Annotated in this window: 16 protein-coding genes; 14 read left to right on the top strand and 2 right to left on the bottom strand. The window is 61.6% G+C overall.

The annotated features are described in order from the left end of the window. The first annotated feature begins 2 nt into the window (after positions 1-2). The 4 genes from ACUY1T_RS03255 to ilvB all read left to right on the top strand — a co-directional run bounded on the left by ACUY1T_RS03255 (position 3) and on the right by ilvB (position 4,502). Positions 3-971 (top strand): Bug family tripartite tricarboxylate transporter substrate binding protein, encoded by a 969-nt coding sequence (locus ACUY1T_RS03255; protein ID WP_446020298.1) that lies wholly within the window; start codon positions 3-5, stop codon positions 969-971. Beyond that, entirely contained in the window at positions 946-1,893 is a 948-nt protein-coding gene (locus tag ACUY1T_RS03250; RefSeq protein WP_446020297.1) for a TauD/TfdA dioxygenase family protein, read from the top strand. The genes ACUY1T_RS03255 and ACUY1T_RS03250 overlap by 26 nt, the downstream gene beginning before the upstream one ends. A gap of 88 nt (positions 1,894-1,981) precedes the next feature. Then, positions 1,982-2,698, top strand: a complete 717-nt coding sequence (locus ACUY1T_RS03245; protein ID WP_446020296.1) for an RraA family protein — start codon at positions 1,982-1,984, stop codon at positions 2,696-2,698. 25 nt (positions 2,699-2,723) lie between these two features. Continuing rightward, positions 2,724-4,502: a biosynthetic-type acetolactate synthase large subunit gene (gene ilvB / locus ACUY1T_RS03240; protein WP_446020295.1), complete on the top strand. Its 1,779-nt coding sequence runs from the start codon at positions 2,724-2,726 to the stop codon at positions 4,500-4,502. Positions 4,503-4,517: 15 nt separating this feature from the next. Here ilvB and ACUY1T_RS03235 read toward each other — a convergent pair whose 3' ends face one another. Beyond that, the gene (locus ACUY1T_RS03235) at positions 4,518-5,306 is read right to left on the bottom strand and encodes an IclR family transcriptional regulator (RefSeq protein ID WP_446020294.1); all 789 of its coding nucleotides are present in this window, start codon (positions 5,304-5,306) and stop codon (positions 4,518-4,520) included. Positions 5,307-5,584: 278 nt separating this feature from the next. On the opposite strand from ACUY1T_RS03235, the gene ACUY1T_RS03230 reads away from it, so the two are divergent. Together ACUY1T_RS03230 and ACUY1T_RS03225 are read left to right on the top strand one after the other, a co-directional pair. Further along, positions 5,585-6,601 carry a TAXI family TRAP transporter solute-binding subunit gene (locus tag ACUY1T_RS03230; RefSeq protein ID WP_446020293.1) on the top strand — a complete coding sequence of 339 codons (1,017 nt, stop codon included), beginning with the start codon at positions 5,585-5,587 and terminating at the stop codon, positions 6,599-6,601. A 103-nt stretch (positions 6,602-6,704) separates the two neighbouring features. Then, positions 6,705-8,726: a TRAP transporter permease gene (locus tag ACUY1T_RS03225; RefSeq protein ID WP_446020292.1), complete on the top strand. Its 2,022-nt coding sequence runs from the start codon at positions 6,705-6,707 to the stop codon at positions 8,724-8,726. Positions 8,727-8,827: 101 nt separating this feature from the next. Here the strand turns inward: ACUY1T_RS03225 and ACUY1T_RS03220 are convergent, their stop codons facing one another. Next, positions 8,828-9,331 carry a hypothetical protein gene (locus tag ACUY1T_RS03220; protein WP_446020291.1) on the bottom strand — a complete coding sequence of 168 codons (504 nt, stop codon included), beginning with the start codon at positions 9,329-9,331 and terminating at the stop codon, positions 8,828-8,830. Between the two features lie 165 nt (positions 9,332-9,496). Here ACUY1T_RS03220 and ACUY1T_RS03215 point away from each other — a divergent pair, with 165 nt between their 5' ends. The 8 genes from ACUY1T_RS03215 to ACUY1T_RS03180 all read left to right on the top strand — a co-directional run bounded on the left by ACUY1T_RS03215 (position 9,497) and on the right by ACUY1T_RS03180 (position 19,788). After that, positions 9,497-9,718, top strand: a complete 222-nt coding sequence (locus ACUY1T_RS03215) for a DUF2835 domain-containing protein (protein ID WP_446020290.1) — start codon at positions 9,497-9,499, stop codon at positions 9,716-9,718. A 207-nt stretch (positions 9,719-9,925) separates the two neighbouring features. Next, positions 9,926-11,146 (top strand): diguanylate cyclase, encoded by a 1,221-nt coding sequence (locus ACUY1T_RS03210; RefSeq protein WP_446020289.1) that lies wholly within the window; start codon positions 9,926-9,928, stop codon positions 11,144-11,146. 177 nt (positions 11,147-11,323) lie between these two features. Continuing rightward, the gene (locus tag ACUY1T_RS03205; RefSeq protein ID WP_446020288.1) at positions 11,324-15,358 is read left to right on the top strand and encodes an EAL domain-containing protein; all 4,035 of its coding nucleotides are present in this window, start codon (positions 11,324-11,326) and stop codon (positions 15,356-15,358) included. Between the two features lie 32 nt (positions 15,359-15,390). Continuing rightward, complete coding sequence (locus ACUY1T_RS03200) at positions 15,391-17,082, top strand: HD domain-containing phosphohydrolase (protein WP_446020287.1); 1,692 nt, start codon at positions 15,391-15,393, stop codon at positions 17,080-17,082. A gap of 282 nt (positions 17,083-17,364) precedes the next feature. Then, on the top strand, positions 17,365-17,784 hold the full coding sequence (gene fliS / locus ACUY1T_RS03195; protein WP_446020286.1) for a flagellar export chaperone FliS: 420 nt from the start codon (positions 17,365-17,367) through the stop codon (positions 17,782-17,784). Between the two features lie 6 nt (positions 17,785-17,790). After that, positions 17,791-18,168 carry a flagellar protein FliT gene (locus ACUY1T_RS03190; RefSeq protein ID WP_446020285.1) on the top strand — a complete coding sequence of 126 codons (378 nt, stop codon included), beginning with the start codon at positions 17,791-17,793 and terminating at the stop codon, positions 18,166-18,168. Then, on the top strand, positions 18,165-19,517 hold the full coding sequence (gene fliK, locus ACUY1T_RS03185; protein WP_446020284.1) for a flagellar hook-length control protein FliK: 1,353 nt from the start codon (positions 18,165-18,167) through the stop codon (positions 19,515-19,517). The genes ACUY1T_RS03190 and fliK overlap by 4 nt, the downstream gene beginning before the upstream one ends. Continuing rightward, positions 19,498-19,788: an EscU/YscU/HrcU family type III secretion system export apparatus switch protein gene (locus ACUY1T_RS03180; RefSeq protein WP_446020283.1), complete on the top strand. Its 291-nt coding sequence runs from the start codon at positions 19,498-19,500 to the stop codon at positions 19,786-19,788. The genes fliK and ACUY1T_RS03180 overlap by 20 nt, the downstream gene beginning before the upstream one ends. Positions 19,789-20,017: the final 229 nt, after the last annotated feature.

Raw genomic sequence — 20,017 nt, 5'->3', positions numbered from 1 at the left:
AGATGACTGTCAAATCCAGACTGTTCGGGGCGGCGGTTGGTGCAATAGCCACGTTGGCGTTGGCCGGTGGTGCCATCGCCGATGAATATCCAAGCCGGACCATCACCATGATCGTGGCTTATCCCGCAGGCCAGGGGACGGATCTCGCGGCACGTTACTATGCCGAGAAGCTGTCTGACGCACTGGGACAGAGTGTGGTGGTCGATAACCGGCCGGGTGCCGGTGGCAACGTTGGCACGGCCTCGGCGTCCCGCGAAGAGGCGGACGGCTACACGATCCTGATGGGAGCCTCCGGTACGCATGCCATGAATCCCTCCATGTTCAAGGATCCTGGCTATGATGCGGCCGACGATTTCGATCCTGTTGCCGCCACCATCGTCATTCCCATGGCGATCTCGGCGCATCCATCCATCGGCGTCAGCTCCATACCGGAATTGATGGAGTATGCCCAGGCCAATCCGGGTGCGGTGGATGTTGCACTTCCAAGTGTCACGGCCCAACTGGTACTGGAACTGCTGAAAGACGAAGGCGCACCTCTGAATGGCATCAACTACGGCGGTTCCGCCGAAGCCACTGCCGCCGTACTGGGCAACCAGGTGCCGGTGCTGATCGACACCCTGGGTGCCTCCCGTCGCCACTTCGAGCGGCTCACACCCATTGCCGTTACGTCTCCCAGTGCTGCTTCCTCCCTGCCTGAGTTGGCCTCAGTGGCGGAGCAGGGGATCGATGGATTCAGTGTGACCGCCTGGAACGTACTCTACGTTCTCTCTGACACGCCGGATGAGATTCGGGAGCGTCTGCGCGACGAAATGCGCACGATCCTGAACGATCCGGCCACCGCTGACGGCATGCGCGACCTCGGCTTCGAATTGTCGCCATGGATGGAGCGCGAGGAACTGGAAGCGTGGGAGCAGGGCGAACGGGACCGCTATGGCGAGGTAATCCGTGCCGCTGGCCTCGACGGCCGTTAAGTCAAAACATTCCAGGAGTCAGATTGCCATGTCAATTCAACCGGGAAAAGTGAAACATCAGTTTCTGATGGACGGTTTCGTGGTGGAAATCGATGAGCGGATAGACCTGATGTTGCAGGACAACGATGCCATGCAGGAACTCCAGCAACTGTGGCAACAAGCTCCGGTGATGGTGTTCCGGCGGCAGTCCATGCACGAAAGTGAGCAGGTAGAGTTCTCGGGGTTCTTCGGGAACTGCGAAAGCGCTAACCGCAAGGATATCCAGTCACCCTACTTCGAGGAGATTATTTACTTCAGCACCCTACGCTATGCCGATGGCAGCTTCATCGGTGGTTTTGCCGGCGGCGAGGATGTCGACTGGCACTCGGACCAGACCTTCAAGGAGAGGCCGGCTACGGGCGCCTTGCTCTACGGCGTGGAAGTGCCCAAGGATGGTGGCGATATCTACTGGGCGAACCAGTATGCCGCCTGGGAGGCTCTGCCGGATGAGATCAAGGAAAAGATCGACGGCCGAATGGGCGTGTACAAGTACGAGAAGCGTCTTGCCATCCTCAATCCGCTGGAGCTTCAGGACAAGAATAGCGAGCAGGTCAAGGCCATGACCAGCTTGCCGGATGCCCATCACCCGGTGGTGCTAACGCATCCCGTTACCGGCAGGAAAGCGTTATATGCCGACCCTACGACGCTGGTGGCTATCGAAGGCCTGAGCGAGGCAGAGAATGCGCGCATCCTGCCCATACTCTTCGAGACCGGCGGCCGGGAGGACTTTGTCTACCGACACAAGTGCTACAACGGAGATGTGATCATGTGGGACAACGGCTGCACCATGCACCGTCGTGACGAGATGCGCCTCGATCAACCGAGGCTCATGAAGCGCACGACGTTCCGCCTGTCGAACGAGGCTTACTGCTCACCGCACTAGTGCCATCAAGGCTGTCGTGTCCCGCTACGCCAGGTCACGGCAGTCGTCTGCGCCTCTGGCGGTGCAAGCTAAACGAGAGGAGAGCGGTGTGCTGCGATCCAAAGTATATATGCGCGTAAACCGCGTTAATGATGCCGTCTGCGACAAGGCCCGGGCTGTTACGGTCTCCGACCTTCACGAGGCCCTGTATTCGACCGGCGATTCGGGACTCATGTCCAGCGCCATGCGTCCGCGGCTGGAGGGAGCGAGAATCGTTGGCTCTGCGGTCACGGCCTACTGCGCGCCGGGCGACAACTTGATGATGCATCGTGCCCTGTACCTGGCGAAACCGGGCGATGTGCTGGTGGTTGTCTGCGCTGCACCGACCTCAGGCGCACAGTGGGGCGATGTGGCGACACGGTACGCGCTGAAGAAAGGGCTGGCCGGTGTTGTGGTCCACGGCAGCGTACGGGACACGGATACGGTACGGTCCCTGGGCTTTCCCGTGTGGTCCACGCATGTCAGTTCGATTCATCCGGACAAGTGTGGGCACGGTTCGGTCAACGCGCCCATCGTGTGCGATGGCGTGACCGTGAACCCGGGGGATCTCATCGTCGCCGACGGAGATGGTGTCTTGCGTGTGCCGAAGCAATGCGCCGACGAGGTAGTGGACCTTGCCATCGCCCGCATGCGCAAGGAGGACGAAGCCATCGAGGCGATTGCCAACGGCACCTCCGTTTGGGAGTTGAGTGGGGCGGCGGCGAGCTACGCGGGGATGACCATCAACGAACTCGATCAGGCCTTTGATGATGGGCCTCCGAGGTGAGCCATTGAAGACAGGAGCATCAGCCATGAAAACGATGCAGCCGGTGGCAGGGGAGCCTATTAAAGGCGCCGATGTATTGGCTCATGGCCTGGTGGCACTGGGTGTGAGTACGGTGTTCTGCTACCCGGGCGGTGCCAACCTGGAGGTTCTGGACGCCCTGTCCCGTGTGGATATTCGACTCATTCGCACAGAGCATGAACAAGGTGCCGTTTTCGCTGCCCAGGGTTACGCGCGATCCAGTGGTCGTCTTGGCGTATGCCTGGCCACGTCTGGCCCGGGCGCGACCAACCTTGTGACGGGGATTGCCGATGCGAATAGCGATTCCATCCCGATTCTGGCCATCACGGGAAATGTTGCGACGACCTGGCTGGGGCGTAATGCCTTCCAGGAAGTGAATATCGTCTCGGTCGTCACGCCCATTACCAAGCAGGCAATCCAGGTTGTAGCCGTAGAGGAGGTGGCCGCTGCCTTGTCCCAAGTGTGCCGAACGGCGCTTGAGGGGCGCCCTGGCCCGGTACTGCTGGATATTCCGAAGGATGTCCAGCAGGCGGTACTACCGGCCATGCCGGTGCTGGACGGTCTCGATATGTCGCACCATACAGCGACTTTCAACATGACCACGGCCTTGTCTGCCGAACAGGTCGAGACGGTCCGTGACCTGTTACGATCCAGCAAGCGTCCCGTGATTTATGCTGGCGGTGGCGTTATCAGCTCGGATACCGGTGCCTTGCTGGTCAAGCTGGCGGAGCGACTGGCATGTCCTGTGGCACTGACGATCATGGGCTTGGGTGCCATGCCGGCGAACCATTCCCTCATGCTGGGTCCGCTGGGCATGCATGGGGCTCAGATGGCCAATGTGGCGGTGAACGAAGCCGATCTCGTACTGGCGCTGGGCGTTCGCTTCGATGACCGGGTCATCGGCGACCCCGAGGCCTTCGCCCATGCTGCCCGTATCGTGCATATCGATGTGGACGCCAACGAGATCGGTAAGAATAAGCCCGTGTACATGGGCATTACCGCCGATCTTCGGCATGCACTCTGGCAACTGCTGGAGATTGCTGTGCCGCTTGAAACCAGCGAGTGGCAAGGCTACCTGAAGCGGGTTGGCCTTCAGTATCCGCTGGAGCCGAAAACGCAAGAGGGTGGCATGACGGGGGCGTCGGTCATTGCCTGTCTGGCCGGCCACCTGCCAGCCGACGCTATCGTCACGACGGGTGTCGGCCAGCATCAGATGTGGGCGATGCAACACTGCCAGGTATCAACGCCGCGTGGTTTTTTGTCCAGTTCCGGGTTCGGCACCATGGGATTCGGGTTGCCAGCTGCTATTGGCGCGAAGGTGGCGTCGCCGGGCTCCACCGTCATCGATATCGATGGCGATGGTAGCCTCAATATGGTGATCAATGAGCTTTCTACTTGCCGGCGCAATGGCATCGCTGTGAAGGTGGTCGTGATCAACAATCAATGGCTGGGTATGGTGCGCCAGTGGCAGGACATGATCTATGCGAGCAATCGGGTCGTGTCGGCTACGGCGGACATGCTGTTCGAGACCGAGATCGGCAAGAAAAGTGCCCCTTACCCGGATTTTCTCGCAATAGCGGGAGGATATGGGGTTGCTGCCGAACGGATAATGGACACGGCATCCTTGCCTGCCGCCATTGAGCGAATGCTGGCTGATCCCGCAGCGCCTTATTTACTGGACGTGATGGTGGAGCGGGAAAGCGATGTTTTTCCCATGATTCCTGCCGGCCGCAGCTATCGCGATGTGATCTTCGCCCGTGGAGAAGACAGCATCGACGACTCGTGAATGCCACGGGCCAAGTCAAAGCGAGGCCAGCCGGTCGCCATGTCGTATCAGGGTCTCGCGGTACCGCTCGTAGTGACGGGACATACGCTCCATCGGCCCGGCAATGGCCAGCCCCAATGTTTCACCGAACACCGGTCGGGCGATGGCGAGCGCCATCACGTCATCGACATTCTCGCCGCGAGTGACGAAGTAGCCGCGACGCTGGCCATTGAGTATGTCATCCAGCAGTTGGTCGCGGTCGGTAATGGTACTCGATGTCACGCTGGGCAAGGGAAGACGCTCCAGCAGACTCTGCAACCGCATGCCGCTTTCCTCGCCGAGCATGGCCTTGCCGATGGCGCTGGAATGTAACGGTTTGGCGTCACCCGGGCTCGCGGCATAGCGCACGGTATGGGTGCCTTCGATGATGTCGAGGTACACCACGCTGTAGTCCTGGCGCTTCCCGAGAATCACGGTTTCACCGAGTTCGTCCCGAAGGTCCTGCAGCACGGGCGAGACACTCTCGAGCAACGGGTCATGCGAGGCGATCGACTGGGCGATCTGCAGCAGCCGCTTGGTCGGGTAGACGCGCTTCTTTTGCTCCAATACGTAGACGTAACCCAGGGTCTGCAGGGTCTTGACCAGGGCGTGGCAGCTGCTGACCGGGGCATCGATGCGCTTGGCAAGATCCGTCAGCGAGAGAGGGGTCTGGGCTTCGGCGAAGGCTTCGAAGAGGCTCAGGGTGCGGGCTGCCGTCTTGACGCTTTCGGGCCGGGAAGGGGCTTTCTGGCCAATGCCGGTGCTGACGCTAGAGGATTGCTTCATAGTGACTCGTCCATTGCTCTTGAGGCCCCGCCGACCCCGCAAGGGTACTTGATGCGCAAGCGTTTGCGAAATTCGGTCAGGCGGTCCTTTCATTTTATTCGGTTTGCTGAATAGTATTACACATGCGTGAAGATCTGCTAGGTTTGTACTAAGCAGGAAAACGAGCCGGCAGCAGGTTGAGAGAGCTTGCGCTCCGGCAAACCTGACCCCCAGGGAAGGACGACATTTCCCAGCGAGCAAAGCCAACGCACCACGGACAAGCCAAGAGGACAACAACAATGCCTATCATCAAGCATCGAACTTCCTTTCCCCTGAACGCCTTCACTCTCAGCGCTGCGGGCTTTCTTGCGCTCGGTCTGGTGCCACTGGACTCGGAAGCCCAGGCGCGTCTGGCCATGGGCGGTACTCATAGTGGCTCAGCATTCTACTCCTACCAGGTAGCCGTGGTATCCGATTGGAACGACAACGTCGACGGCGTCAACATGAGCATCCAGGAACTCGGAGGTGCCTCGGCCTCGACCCAGGGGCTGCTACGTGGCGAAGTCGACATGGGCATCGCGGTGACGTCTTCCGATCACCAGGCCATGCAGGGCGAGGGCGAGTATGGCTCGCCGGCAGAGAACCTGCGCACCCTGTATTTTTTCGCCCCGCTGCCGCTGAACTGGGTCGTTTCGGCAGATACTGACATTCATTCGCTTGAGGACCTGGAAGGCCGGGATTTCAACTCCGGTGGCCGGGGCACCGCGACCGAAGGGCAGACCGAGACGGTGCTCGAGATTCTGGGTATCGAACCCGATTACTATCGCGCCGGGGCCAGCGATGCACTGGATGCCTACCAGAACCGGCGTCTGGATGCCTTCGTCAAGGCCGGCTTGCATCCTGACGGTTACATTCAACAGGCGCATTCATCACGCCCTGTGCGGTTGCTTTCGATGTCTCAGGAGCAGGCGGAGCAAGTCGCAGACGCACGCCCCTACTTTAGCGTCGGTGAAATCGATGCCCAGGATCATTACGGCGAGCAGCAAAGCCCCCTGGTGACCATTCAGACCGGCATCGGTATCAACACCACCAGCGAGCTAGACGAGGAGACCGCCTACGGCATCGTTGCGCGCGCTTTCTCCGAGGCTGGCATCCAGGCGGCGGCCGATGGTTATGCGCCGGCTGCTGCTATCGACCCGGTGCAGCTGACACTCAATGCGAGCGTGGCGCCGCTACATGCAGGCGTGGTGCGCTATCTCGAGGAACAGGGCCACGACGTTCCCGAGCGCCTGATTCCGTCCGAATATGCCGAGTAACTACCGGCTTGGCAGCTTTTTCTACGTCGCATGGTAGGCGGAGTAGGGCCTAGGGCTCTGCTCCGCTTGTCGATGGTGAGTTCGGGATGTCGGGGCTTCTTCTATGAGTTCAGATGAACGCGTCACGCATTTACGCCGCTTCAGCGGAGTAGCAGGCTGGCTGGTCGGAAGCCTGGCATTGGCATGGATTCTGTTTCACGTCGTGACGGCCGGTGTGGGCACGCTTCCCAATTATCAGCAGCGTGCCGTCCATCTGGGCGGGGCGCTGTTCTTCGTGTTTCTGCTCTACCAGGGGCGCCCCCGTTTTCCGCGCCTGCAACTGTACCTCATCGACCTGCCTTGTGCCTGTGCCTGCGTGGTTCTGTTGGGTTACGTGTTCGTCAATTATGACGCTATCGTCATGAGCAACTGGTACGTGAACGAGGCGATGGAAAAGGTCTTTGGTGTGTCGCTGTTCCTGCTGCTGCTTGAGGCGGTGCGGCGTACCCTGGGCTGGATGTTTGTCGGGCTGATCACGCTGTTTTGCTGTTATGCCTACTTTGGCCCCTATCTTCCGGACCCGTTCGGGCACAGAGGCCTGTCGCTCGAGAGGATGATTTACGTCTTCTATCTGGGCAACAACGGGGTGCTGGGCACGCTCATGGGGATTTCTGCCACGGTGGTGGCACTGTTCCTGATTCTGGGGGCGCTGCTCAACGTCAGCGGGGCAGGCGACACCTTCATTCGCATTGCCATGCGCCTGGGTGGGCGTTTACGTGGCGGGGCGGGCATGGTGGCGGTTATCGGTAGCGCCTTCATGGGCATGATCAACGGCAGTACGGTGGCGAACGTGACCAGTACCGGCGTATTGACCATCCCACTGATGCGACGGCTGGGTTTCAATCGCAACCTGGCTGGCTCCATCGAGGCTGTCGCTTCCACTGGCGGACAGATCATGCCGCCCATCATGGGCCCCGGCGCCTTCTTGATGGCGGAGTTGCTGGGCATCCCCTATCTGGAGGTGGTGAAGGCCGCCCTGGTGCCGTCGGTGCTGTTCTTTACTGCGCTGCTATTGGGGGTCTATCTGATGGCCCGTCGCTACGGGCTCGAGGCGCTGCCGCCGCAACTGATCCCCTCGCGCCGGGAGGCCTTCGAGCCATGGGCCATGGCCAACCTGTTGATACCGATCGGGGTGTTGCTGTTTTTCATTCTGCAGCATTACACCATCCAGACGGCGGTGTTCTGGTCGCTGATGTCGATTCTCTTCATGATGACGATCAGCTCGCTGCTGCCGCAACGTAAGAGTGTTACCGAAGCCAGCGATCGATCGCGTGATCTGGTGGGGCTCGAGGCGCCGGCGCCACGGCCAAAGAAAGCATCGGTGCAAGGACGCGTGGCCGAGTTACTACGTGCCACCTATGATGGGCTCTACAGCGCCTCGCTCAGCGTGGTGTACATTGCCATGATCATCGCTGCCGCTCAGGTGATGGTCTCGGTGATCAACCTGACGGGGCTTGGGGTCACGCTGTCGCAGGTGATCCTCTCCATCGGTGGCGATTACCTGATCGTCTCGCTGCTGCTGACCATGGCCTTGGCCATCGTGCTCGGCATGGGAATGCCGACCCCGGCGGCTTACGCGGTGGGAGCCGCGGTGCTAGCTCCGCCCTTGCTGAATCTAGGCTTCGATCGCCTTCCGTCTCACCTTTTCCTGTACTTCTTCGCCAGCGTTTCGGCGATCACTCCGCCGGTAGCGGCAGGGATCTTCGCCGCTATCGCGATCAGCGGAGGAACCTTCCTCGGCACCGCCCGCTATGCGCTGACGTTGGCCTGCAGCCTTTTCCTGCTGCCGTTCCTGTTCATTCTCAACCCTGAACTGACCCTGGCCGGTGATCCATTGACCATTGTGCTTGCCGTGCTCAGCGCGATGATGGGCATCGGTTTCCTGTCGGTGGCAGCCATTGGCCAACTGGGGGAGAGCATGAGATTGCTGCCTCGGCTCATGGTAGGCGCAGGGGCTATCGTCATGGTCACCCCCGGCCTGTGGTTTGACATGGTCGGCATGGTGGGCGTGCTGGCGGGCCTGTTGCTTCATCGCGTGTGGTGCAGTGCCAGCCGTCTCACCAAGGGTCGTGATGAGCATGCTTGAGCTCACCTACACCACGCACCAACCGTGCTGCCGATCCAACTCGCCCAGGCCGGCAGGGCCGCACCGCCGAGCCGGCCGAGGCGAGAAGCGTTCCGGCAAGTTCAGTGGGTCGGATTCATCTCGGTGATCTTCAGGGTGGCCGGCTGCATCTCGTCGTTGCCGTGCACGCCTACCCAGATGTTGTACATGCCGCTGGCGGGGTTCTGGAACATCACCAGCGGGTTCAGGCCGATGAAGTCGTCGTTGCAATACCAGCGGCCATCCGGGGCGTTGATGACCAGGGTGGTATCGGCGTTGGATTCGACGGTGATGTAGAGCGGCATGCTGCCGGCGCTGTAGTGCAGGTCGATGTCCGGGGCGCTGGCCATGATGAAGCCGGTACAGTTCGGCCCCAGCTTGCCATTCACTTCCGTGGAGCCGCCCGCCTGCAGGCGCTGTACCCAAGGGTCGGGCGTGAAACCGGCGGCAAGGTGATGGCTGCCGTAGCTGGGGTCGGCGGTCCAGTCGGGCGCCTGGGCCTGAGCCGTGCCGAATGTCATGGCAAGGCCAAGCACGAGTAGTGCACCGCTCGACAGGTGGGGGCGGTAGGAAGGGATCGTTGTCACTGTGGTGTTCCTGCGTCGTTGAGCACTGGGCTCTTATCGTTGGTGTAGGGTCGAACGTAGAATAAGGCCGAGAGCCATCGATGAGAAGCTGCTGATTCAACACTGCAGAACTGTAACGTCAGGGCCGGAACCACAGGATTGGAACCACAGGATCAATCGAAACGCATGCCGAGTATCGATGTCGTGCTGGAGCTTTCCGCCGAGACCTGCCTTGCCCATTACGAGGGCAGGGTAGGGCAGGTGATGGCCCATAGCCTGGATGGCCGCCGCGTGGTGTTTCCTGCCGAGGCGCTGCGTCGTGTAGTCGGCCGGGATGGCGTGCACGGCACGTTTCGCCTCTCTTTCACGCCGGAGGGGCGCTTCCTGTCGATAACGCGTCTGAAATGAGTCGTTTGAAATGAGTCGTTCGAAACGAGATACGTGAAATAGCGGTGGAATCGCTCAGTGTTTGTCGCATGTCAACCCTTTGGGGCTCGTTACGTTGAGCGTGCTCTGATATAACGACGAATCTGCACAGTTACCCTGCTTTCAGGCGGGTGTGCAGCGTTTCCTTATCGGCCATCGGGAAGTGCGGCCGCTCTACAAGGCCAAGTCATGCTCTTTAGCAAGTCGAGTGAACCCCGTGAATACGAGAGCCGCCGGCTGGATGCGCTGGCCGAGCCGCCCGAAGTGGGGCACGAGCTGTTCGTTGGCTTGAGCGCCCTGCGCGATACCGTGAGCAGCCGCCACCATTCGCGAGACTTCGCCTTCGCGCATGCGCGTTATCTGCGCAGCCGCGTGCTGGCCTTGGGGCTCCTCTTCGCGCTGCTTTCACCGTTGTGGATCGTGGTGGATGCCCTGGTGCTGCCGAGCGAGCTGCTGTGGTACAGCCTGGCAGGGCGGGTGGGGTTGCTGCTGGGGCTGGTGGTCGTACTGCTGCTGGCTTACTTCAGCTGCGAGCGGATACGCCGCATTCGCTTCAGTGCCGGCATGCTGCTGGCGCTGCCGGCGGGCTTCTATCTGTTCGTGCTGGTCATGCTGCCAGCCGAGCAGGTCCAGAACCTGGTGGGCTATGGCTTCATACCATTCCTGCTGGTAGCGGCGTTGAGCGTCTTTCCCTTCACCTTGCTGGAGTCGCTCGGTGCCGGCCTGGCCATGCTTGGGCTGCTGGTGTATTCGCAGGTGGTCGATGGGAGTTGGCTGACCGGGCGCGGGGTGGAGAGCTTCTGGCTGCTTTCGAGCCTGCTGATCGTTTCCATGGCGGCCAACCACTTCCAGCTCAGCCTGTTGCTGCGGCTCTATCGTCAGGCCACGCATGATGCCTTGACCGGGCTCTTCAACCGCGGCGCACTGGAGCTGCATCTGGAAAAGGTCCAGGCCTGGCAGCGTGACACCGAGGGTCAGGACAGTCTTGGCAGCGTTCCCTGTTCTCTGCTGATGGTCGATCTCGACCATTTCAAGCGTATCAACGATAGCTACGGGCACTCGGTCGGTGACAGTGTGTTGTGTCAGTTTGCCGAGCTGCTGGTGCGTCAGACGCGTCGGCATGACTGTATCGCGCGATATGGCGGAGAGGAGTTCGTGATCATTCTGGTCGGCAGCGGCCAGGCCAGGGCGATGGAAGTGGCCGAGCGTATTCGATACGCCGTCGAAAAGACCGAGTTCACCGGTCATGACGACCAGCTCATTCCCCTCACGGCCAGCATTGGCGTGACCCGGCTGCAGCAGGACGAGCTGCCCCAGGAAGCGCTCAAACGCGCCGACGAGGCGCTGTATCGGGCCAAGCGGGAGGGGCGCAATCAGGTGGTGGCGGCACAGGACCATATGGAAGCTTGAGCCCCGCGAAAGCCACGCGAGCGAATCCGCCATGGCCATTCCAGGTGGCTACCCGTTGTCGTTGGGTCCAGCCAGTGCTTCGTGTCGATTTTCCCCTGCGTGATTCCAGTCGGGACCCTCAAGTCCTGCAACTCGCGGCCGATATCATGTTCAGGCAATTTAGCGAGCGGGGGCCGAATGCCCAATAATTTACAGCAGGTAGCACTGCATACCTGGCTGGTGCTGGTGCCGGTGCTGCTGTTGGTCATGGGGGTTATCAACGGGTTGGCAGCCTGGCAGCTGCCGGTCGACTGGCAGCCACCCTGGGTCAGCCTGCCCATCATGCTGCTGGTGGGTGGCGGTCTGCTGGCGATGCTGCTGAGCAGGGGGTACGTGGCGCAGCTGTGCGGGGCGCTACTGTTACCGATCGGGCTGTATGCGCCGGTGCTGGCATGGCTGCCGTCCGGGCTCGTAGAACCGTTCAGCCTGGAGCAGGAGTCACTGGCGCCAGCCACCAGCATCGCGGTGCTGATCGCTTCGGCATGCCTGATGGCGGGTAATGGTTCGGCGCGTGCGCGTCTATGCTGGTGGTTCGGTGGTGTCGCGCTCTTCATGGTGGGGGGGGTGAGCGTCGCGGCGGGGCTGTGGCCGGAACTATTTGCCACCAGCCCATGGGGTAGCGCCTTCGCCACGCCATTCACTGCCTTGCCTGCATTACTCTGCGGCGCGGCCATGGTAATGATGGCCCGCCACGCGACCGTTACCCCCGTCTTGAGCCGGTCGGTCATCCTGGCCTTGGTGGGTGGGGTGCTCGCAAGCGGCTTTGCCTGGTATGCCCTCACCTGGCAGCAGCACGATGCCAGGCAGCGGCATGCCACCGAATTGCTGCATACCTTCAAGTTGGGTGCCGAACGCGTAGTGGACGACCAGCAGCGCGAAATTCGGCGCATGGCTGCACGTTGGGAGCAGTTCGGCGGCCTACCGCCGCTGAGGTACCGCGAGGCGGAAGTGGATGATCTTTTTCGCGACATGTCGAGCCTGATCTCGCTTCACTGGCAGTCTGGTGGGAACGAGCAGTTTCGCTGGGGGCGTGATAGAGCGGGTGACTTTCGCTTGATCGAGTGGGTCGACGAGCGCAACTGGTTGTACGATTGGTTGGCGGTGGGAGGCCCTTACCCGCGCTGGGTGCTGCCAGACGAACAGCGCCCCGAACTTGCCGTGGTGGCCGTGCCTTTGTCGCTTCCCGCGCATGGCCAGCTGGTCGCCGTGCTCGATTTGACGCGCTTGCTTCGCGAGCAGGTGAATTCGCTGATCACGCCGCTACGGCTCTCCGTACAGCGTAACGCCAACCTGATGGTGGCCAACCTTCAGCAGGATGACACAAGGAGGCTGGAGCTTCGGCGAGGCTGGGTGGTCTTGCCAGGCGGGGCCACCGTGGAGATGCGAATTCATGGCGATGGCCCGCTTTCGGCCAGCCTGGCGGGGGTGTTGCCGCTGGGCGTGGCCGTGGGCGGCATCATCATGAGTTATCTGCTGGCCTTCAGCCTGGGAATGGCTGACCTGAGCCGGCGCCGCTCGTTGGCATTGGCACGCACCCAGCGCCATTTGCGTGCACAGCAGCGCGTGCACACCTTGATCGCGCGTGACCACACTCTGGAAGATACCCTCAAGGCGATCTGCCGGGTCATCGAAGCCCAGGTGCCTGGCGGTATCGCCTCCATCATGCTTTGCGACGAAACACAACAGCGCCTGGAGCGCCTCTACAGCGTCAACCTGCCGCAATCCTATTGCGATGCGATCGAAGGAGTGGCGATCGGTCCGGGGAACGGCGCCTGCGGCAGAGCCGCCTACCTGCGTGATTTCGTGATATGTGCCGACCTGGCCAACGATAGGCTCTGGCGTGGCTTTCATGAGCTGGTCGCTCAACATGGCCTGAGCGCTTGCTGGGCCTATCCTGTGATTGGCAGCAACGACCTTTTGCTGGGCACTTTTGCCATTTATTACCGTCAGCCGGGCGTGCCCACGCGGAGCGACCGCCGACGCGTGATTGAGGCGGCCGAGCTGGTGTCGCTGGCGGTAGAGCGCGAACGTAACCGTCAGGCGCTGAAGGAGAACGAGCAGCGCTATCGTTCCCTTTTCACCTACCATCCGGATGCGGTTTTCTCACTCGACCTGGAGGGGCACTTCACCTCGGCCAATGCGGCATGCAGTAACGTCACCGGCTATCCGCTGGAGCAGTTGATCGACTCACACTTCTCGGTACTGGTGCAGCCGCACGACCGGGAGCGCATCGAGGCGCTCTATCGCAACCTCGACAAGGCCGAAGCGTTCCGCTATTCGGTTACCATCCGCCACCGGGAGGAGCGCAGCGTCTATCTCGACGTGACCAACCTGCCCATCGTCATCAATGACCGTGTCATCGGCTTCTACGGCATCGCCAAGGACATGACCGAGCGGCACCGGCGTGAGACGGAGCTGCGCATCCTGCAGCGAAGTGTCGAGGCAAGCATCAATGGCATCGTGATTGCCGATGCCCGGCAGCCCGATACTCCCATTATCTACGTCAACGAGGCGTTCGAGCGTATTACCGGCTACCAGCGGGACGAGGTATTGGGGCAAAACTGTCGCTTCCTGCAGGGCAACGAGACCGATGCGGAAGCCTTGGCGCAGCTGAGGCAGGCGATTGCCGGGCTGCGCGAAATCAACGTCACGCTGTGCAATTACCGCAAGGATGGCACTCCGTTCTGGAACAACCTCTACCTGGCTCCGGTCAGGGATGGAAAGGGTGTCGTCACCCATTTCGTCGGTATCCAGCACGATATTTCCGAGCGCAAGTCCTACGAGGCCAAGCTGTCGTTCCATGCCAGCCACGATGCGTTGACCGGGCTCGCCAACCGTTCGCTGTTCGAGGATCACCTGCTGCATGACGTGCAGTTGGCGCAGCGCCACAGGCGCCACTTGGCGGTACTGTTCCTCGACCTGGATGACTTCAAGCCGATCAACGATAGCCTTGGCCATGAGGTTGGCGACCAAGTGTTGATCCAGGTGGCCCAGCGGCTGGTGGGTGAGCTGGACCCGGGGGATACGCTGGCGCGGTTCGGCAGCGATGAGTTCGTCATCCTGCTGCCGGCGCTCGATCGCGAGGGCGACGCCATTCGACTGACCGAGCGGCTGCTGTCCTGTATCAGCCGCCCCTACCGGGTCGATGACCATGAACTCTACATTGGCGCCAGCGTTGGCATCGCTTTCCTGAAAGCAGGGCTTGAGAACCCGGTCGAACTGATCCAGCAGGCCGACATGGCGATGTACCGGGCCAAGCAGAAGGGACGCAATGCCTGGGAGTGCTTCACCAGCGACATCAATGACGAGGTGAGCACGCGCATGGCGCTGCGCAACGACCTGCAGGAAGCGATCGAGGCGCAGAACTTCGAGCTGCACTACCAGCCCTTGCTGGACGCCCGGAGTACCCAGGTGGTCGGCTTCGAGGCGCTGGTACGCTGGAAGCATCCGGTCAAGGGGTATCTCTCCCCTGGCCTGTTCATTCCTCTGGCGGAGGATACCGGGCTGATCGGGCCGATCAGCGAATGGGTGCTGCGCCAGGCGTGTCGCGACATGTGCCGCTTGGCCGGGGAGGGGTATGGCCGTTACCGCGTGTCGGTCAACCTTTCTCCGCTGCAGTTCCGCCGCGCCAATTTCCTGAGTAACCTGCAGCAGGTGCTGCTGGAAACTGGCCTCTCGCCGGACTATCTCGAGCTGGAACTCACCGAGGGCATTCTGATGACCGATACCGTGGCGGCCATCGAGACCCTGCATCGCCTGCGCGACATGGGCGTGGAGGTCTCCATCGATGACTTCGGTACCGGCTTCTCCAGCCTGAGCTATTTGAAACAGCTGCCGATCGGCAAGATCAAGATCGATCGTAGCTTCGTGCGCGATGTCACCACCAACCGCCATGACAGCGCCATCGTCCAGGGCATTATCTCCATGGCCCACCACTTGGGGTTGATGGTGGTGGCGGAAGGTATCGAGCAAGCCGAGCAGCGCGACTTCCTGGCGGCGCATGACTGCGATGTGTTCCAGGGGTTTTTCTTTGCTCGGCCGATGCCTCTCGAGAAGTTGCGGGACTTCTTGAAGCAGCAGCCCGTCGTGCCCGGCGCGATGAAAGGCACGTTACCGACGGCCAAGAACAAGGCGCTGATCAGCGTGCCATCGTGGCCAGACGATAACCACTAATAATGAATGGTTGAGGGGGCAGAGTAGCGAGGATGGCGCAAGTTCAGGATGAGTTTCTTCGAGTGGGGAGCCCGGGCGAAATCGAGGCACTGCTGGAGTGGTTGATCCAGCCTGGCGGTGCTTCACTACTGCTCGACAAGCCCGGCAGTACGCCCATGCCAGTGGTAATGATGGAGCAGACTCCGCCACAATCGCTGCTGCTCGATATCACCGCCGTGCGGGAGATCATCGGCGAGCTCAAGCGCGGCGTTGGCTTTCGCCTGCTGGGCCAGGCGCAGGGCAAGATGATCCGTACGCCAGTGCTCAAGTCGCTGCAGGTCGATACGATCGGCGGGCGGGTGCACTGTCAGTGCGAGTATCCTCACTACCTAGAGGAGCTGCAGCGGCGTGAGGCTTTTCGTGCCCGCTTGCGCCTGGGCATGGAGGTCGGTGCCATCATTCGCGGTGCCGAGGGTGATGGTGAGACTGCGATACAAGGCGACCTCAAGGATCTTTCGCAGCAGGGCTGCCAACTGGAACTGCCTTCTTCGGCCGCGACGCTGCTTGCCGAGGCCGTGCTGGTGGAGGTCGAGTTCTGTTTTCCCAACGGTACGCGTTTTTCGGTACAGGCGGCGCCGCGACACAAGGTGGCGGATACTGACCGCCAGGCCCTGCGGGTGGGGTTCCACTTCGAGAAATGCACCGCCGAGCAGGAGCGTAAGCTGTGGTTCTTCGTCCGTGAGATAGAGCGTGAATCGTCGCGCTATGCTGACGATGCCGAGGTCGGCCGCTTGCCTTCGATGCTGTTCCAGAGCCAGTCGGCAGGGGCGTCAGCGCCGGTCGGCCGGCGCAACCTGCTGACTTATCCCACCCCCATGGCACGTCGTCTGGCACGGGTGGCGGGCTATCTCGATGCGCAACTGCTCGAGCTGCAGCAGGGAGACGACATCGATTCCGTCCAGCTCTCGCGTCATGCCGATATGCTGCTTCAATTGGCCGAGGAAGATATCGAGGCGCTGCTTTTCGCCACCCGCTGCCTGGGGCAGGAGCCGTTGCTGGTGCGCCACGGATTGAGTGTCGCCGTGCACGTGCTGGCGCTGGCCAATAGCGGTTCGGTGCCGCGGGACGTGCGCAAGGCACTGGCTGCCAGTGCCATGGTGCATGATCTGGGCAAGGGTCTATTGCCACCGACGTTGTTGGCGAGCAAGTCATTGGCGCCCGAAGAGCGCGCTCGTCTCACGGAGCATGTCGAATTGCTGCAGCAGCGGCTGGGTCGCTGCCAGTGGTTGTCTCCAAGCGTCATGAGTGCAGTGGTGGCAGGTACCAATGAGCGGCTCGACGGTAGCGGTTACCCGGCGGGGGCGGTGAGCGATGGCCTGGCCGAGCTGGCACGCATGAGTGCGGTGGTGGATGTGGTGGATGCCATGCGCCGTGACCGTGCCGATCGCCCCGCCTGGCGCATCGATGCGGTGTACCGCCATTTGCTCCAGTCACCCAACCTGTTCGACCCGCGCTGGGTGAGGCGCTACGTGCAGCGTTTCGGGCTGCGCCCGGTCGGGTCGCTGGTGCGTTTTTCCGGTGGTGCGCTGGCCTGGATACAGCGGCTCGATCAGCAGGGCAAGCCCTTCCAGGTGCAGCTCGCCGATGTGGCCGGTCCGCCTGGCGAGGCACTGGGCGAGGTGCTGCGCGGCGACGTCACGTCGCGCCTGGGCGAGATGGTCGAGGAGGTGCCCGTCTCGACATGAGCGGGCGAGTTCGGGCCTGAGGGAAGGTCGAAGATTGCGGACAAAGGGCCTGGCGCGTCTAAAGTTGCCGCGTTCTGGGCCGATAGTAGGAAATAACCCCTTGGTCGGGGGCTTTTCACTCGAAGAGTTTGGCCTGAGGTACGCCAAACTATCCGTAAGTTGCCGTGCAGGTCTATGGCGGGACAGCTCCGTAGGATTGAGTTCCGCGAGAGTCTCGATATCTGCATTGCCAATGTTGAAATCGTGACCGTTTTGCCGCCACGATATTTCGGAGAATGATCCATGAGTACCATGCGAGGAGCTGCCGCATACGGAAGAGGTGCTGGAGCCTACGCCAGGGTTGGCGTCGAAAGTGCCGCGATGTCGGCCACTCCACATCAACTGATCGTGATGCTGTTCGATGGCGCACAGAGCGCTATCCGGGCGGCACGCATCCATATACAGACGGGCAATACCGCGGAGAAGGGCAAGGCCATCTCCAAGGCGCTCGATATCGTCAACAACGGGCTGATGGCGGCGCTGGATGTCGAAAAGGGCGGCGAGATTGCCGAGCGGCTGGGGTCGTTGTACGACTACATCAGTCGGCTGCTGCTGTCAGCCAACCTGCACAGCGATGAGGAAAGCCTGGATCAGGCGGAAAAACTGCTGGACGATATCGCCTCGGCGTGGCGGGAAATCGGTGGTGCGGGAGCGCAGGGTTGAATGGCCATGTCGACCACTCGCGCCGTCCTTGACGGCTATGCCCAACTTAGGCAACAGGTCGCTATCATGCTCGAACTGGCGCGGGCCGGCGAGTGGGATGCGCTCATCGAGCGCCAGTCCGGCTATCTGCAGCTTGTCGACCGGGTCAGGCAGCTAGATAAGGAGGCGGTGCTCGATCACGATGGCGTGCAGCGCAAGGCCGAACTGCTGGAAGCCATTCTTGCCGACGACCTGGCGATTCGTGAACAACTGATGGTGCGCCGTAGTGAGCTTGGCCATCTCATGGATACCAGCCGGCGCCAGCGCGACCTGCATCGCAGCTATGGCAAGCAGGCGGCATCCTTGTCCGATGACTCCGGCAAGCTTGGCCCGGGGACAACGTGAGTGGCATTACGCCACTGCTCGATACGCTGCTCCATCAGGTGTTGGGCAAGCGTATCGATACTGCCCCGCCGCGTGAACTGACCGAGCCGGTTCGGCCGGTCGACCCGGGCGAGGGCCCGAGGGCGCTGCATAGCGACTCGCGCCTGGATGGCCGTCGTCCGGCCATGGCACCACTGCATGGCACGGGCACGCCGGCTCAGCGTGGCGATGCCCTGGTGCCACGCAGCGACACTGGGCAGCCCCCCGCCTCCTTCCAGACCCATTTCAGCCCTTCGGCACGTACCATCGCCGACCTGCTGGTACGCTTTCCTGCCCCGCCCTCTGTGCTGAGTGCAAATTCACCGTTGATGGCTGCGGGCGAAACACCGAATGCCGCTACCCTGGCCGACCGTTTGCAAGGCGGTGTGCGCGACAGTGGGCTCTTCTACGAATCTCACCTATCGCGCTGGTACCGCGGTGAGCTGAGTCGTCAGCAACTGGAGCGTGAGCCCCAAGTGCTGCGCACGCTGCGTTTCACGCCGGCAGCGCCAGGCAACGCTCCCGCGTCGGCACCGAACGCTCCCGCGGTGGGAGCGAATACAGGCTCCATGCCGGTAAATGGTGGGCAGGCCTTGATGCAGGCCGGACAGGCCCAGTCCGCTCCACCCGTGCCGGGACAAGCCCAGCCCGCTCCGCCTGGGCCGGGGCAGACGTTGCCGGGGCAGTCGGTTTCCGCGGCCAGTTCCTACATTGCCACCGAAGCGCTCTACCCTGCGGCGGCGCGTGGCGAACGGGCCGGAGGCGAGCTATCGGCGCCGGCTTCTGGTCAGCCGCGGGATTCCGCGCAGCCAGGTATGGTGCGCGGCGAGGGGGCGGAAACGGCAGGGCGTGAGGCGACCGAGCGGCTAGCTCATGCGCGTCCCGCTGGTGGGGATCCGGTGCACGAGAGTCTCCAGGGGCTGGTCAGGCATCAGCTCGAGATGCTGGTAACGCCGATCTTGCGCTGGGAGGGGGATGTCTGGTCCGGCATCTTCATGGCCCTGATGATCCAGTTGCCAGCCGCGGCGCGACACGAGCATGAAGGAGCCGGGCAGGAGGAGGATGAGGCGCAGCAGGAGACCTGGCATTCCGAACTCAAGCTCTCGGTGCCAAGCCTGGGTGAGATTCGCGTGGCGATGTGGCTGCAGGAGAAACACATTCGCCTGCAGCTGCTGGCCAGGGATGACGCCACCCTGCAGGCCTTGGAGAAAGGGCTGCCGCAGTTGGAGCAGCGGCTTCGGGATGCGGGCTTGTCAACCGTGCTGATCGATGCGCGCCCTTGGGAAAGGGATTCGGAGAGGGGAGGGTTGGATGACGGAGCCGAAGCCTGAGCGGCGCCGCCAGGCGGTGGCGCTGGCCTATCGCGATGGCGACGATGCCCCACGGGTATTGGCCAAAGGGTATGGCGACATGGCCGAGCGGATTCTGGCCGAGGCCAAACGGCAGGGGATCTACGTTCACGATGCGCCTGAGCTGGTATCGTTGCTGATGGGGCTGGACCTCGATGAGCGGATCCCTCCCATGCTCTACCAGGTGATCGCCGAATTGCTCGTATGGGTCTATGAGCTTGCCGAAGCGCAAGGATCCCAACTGAAAAAGTAGTCCATTTTTGTTAAATTTTGTAAATAACCACCCTGCGCGGCTGGCCTGTCAATACCTAAATGTCCTTTTTTTACGTTCCGGCACAATACGTTAACAAATTAATTCCAAAGACTTAGCATGCTCAGCTTTTTGGCTGAGGTGGATTCTGCGCTGGGAGAGGTTGGCAGCTGGCGAAACAGTGGTCACAATGGTCCGCGTATGAGATATGTCCTTATCAGGTACTACTAGG

The organism is Billgrantia sp. Q4P2 (assembly GCF_052806135.1).
Note: the sequence above shows the minus strand (reverse complement) of the source record. Positions and strands in the feature narration are given on the sequence as shown.

What these genes read in the sequence shown, in the direction of transcription:
- ACUY1T_RS03210 (WP_446020289.1), top strand. Translation starts at nt 9,926, where the DNA reads ATGCTCTTTAGCAAGTCGAGTGAACCCCGTGAATACGAGAGCCGCCGG.
- fliS (WP_446020286.1), top strand. Translation starts at nt 17,365, where the DNA reads ATGAGTACCATGCGAGGAGCTGCCGCATACGGAAGAGGTGCTGGAGCC.
- ACUY1T_RS03230 (WP_446020293.1), top strand. Translation starts at nt 5,585, where the DNA reads ATGCCTATCATCAAGCATCGAACTTCCTTTCCCCTGAACGCCTTCACT.
- ilvB (WP_446020295.1), top strand. Translation starts at nt 2,724, where the DNA reads ATGAAAACGATGCAGCCGGTGGCAGGGGAGCCTATTAAAGGCGCCGAT.
- ACUY1T_RS03235 (WP_446020294.1), bottom strand. Translation starts at nt 5,306, where the DNA reads ATGAAGCAATCCTCTAGCGTCAGCACCGGCATTGGCCAGAAAGCCCCT.
- ACUY1T_RS03225 (WP_446020292.1), top strand. Translation starts at nt 6,705, where the DNA reads ATGAGTTCAGATGAACGCGTCACGCATTTACGCCGCTTCAGCGGAGTA.
- ACUY1T_RS03180 (WP_446020283.1), top strand. Translation starts at nt 19,498, where the DNA reads ATGACGGAGCCGAAGCCTGAGCGGCGCCGCCAGGCGGTGGCGCTGGCC.
- ACUY1T_RS03200 (WP_446020287.1), top strand. Translation starts at nt 15,391, where the DNA reads ATGGCGCAAGTTCAGGATGAGTTTCTTCGAGTGGGGAGCCCGGGCGAA.
- ACUY1T_RS03205 (WP_446020288.1), top strand. Translation starts at nt 11,324, where the DNA reads ATGCCCAATAATTTACAGCAGGTAGCACTGCATACCTGGCTGGTGCTG.
- ACUY1T_RS03215 (WP_446020290.1), top strand. Translation starts at nt 9,497, where the DNA reads ATGCCGAGTATCGATGTCGTGCTGGAGCTTTCCGCCGAGACCTGCCTT.
- ACUY1T_RS03190 (WP_446020285.1), top strand. Translation starts at nt 17,791, where the DNA reads ATGTCGACCACTCGCGCCGTCCTTGACGGCTATGCCCAACTTAGGCAA.
- ACUY1T_RS03255 (WP_446020298.1), top strand. Translation starts at nt 3, where the DNA reads ATGACTGTCAAATCCAGACTGTTCGGGGCGGCGGTTGGTGCAATAGCC.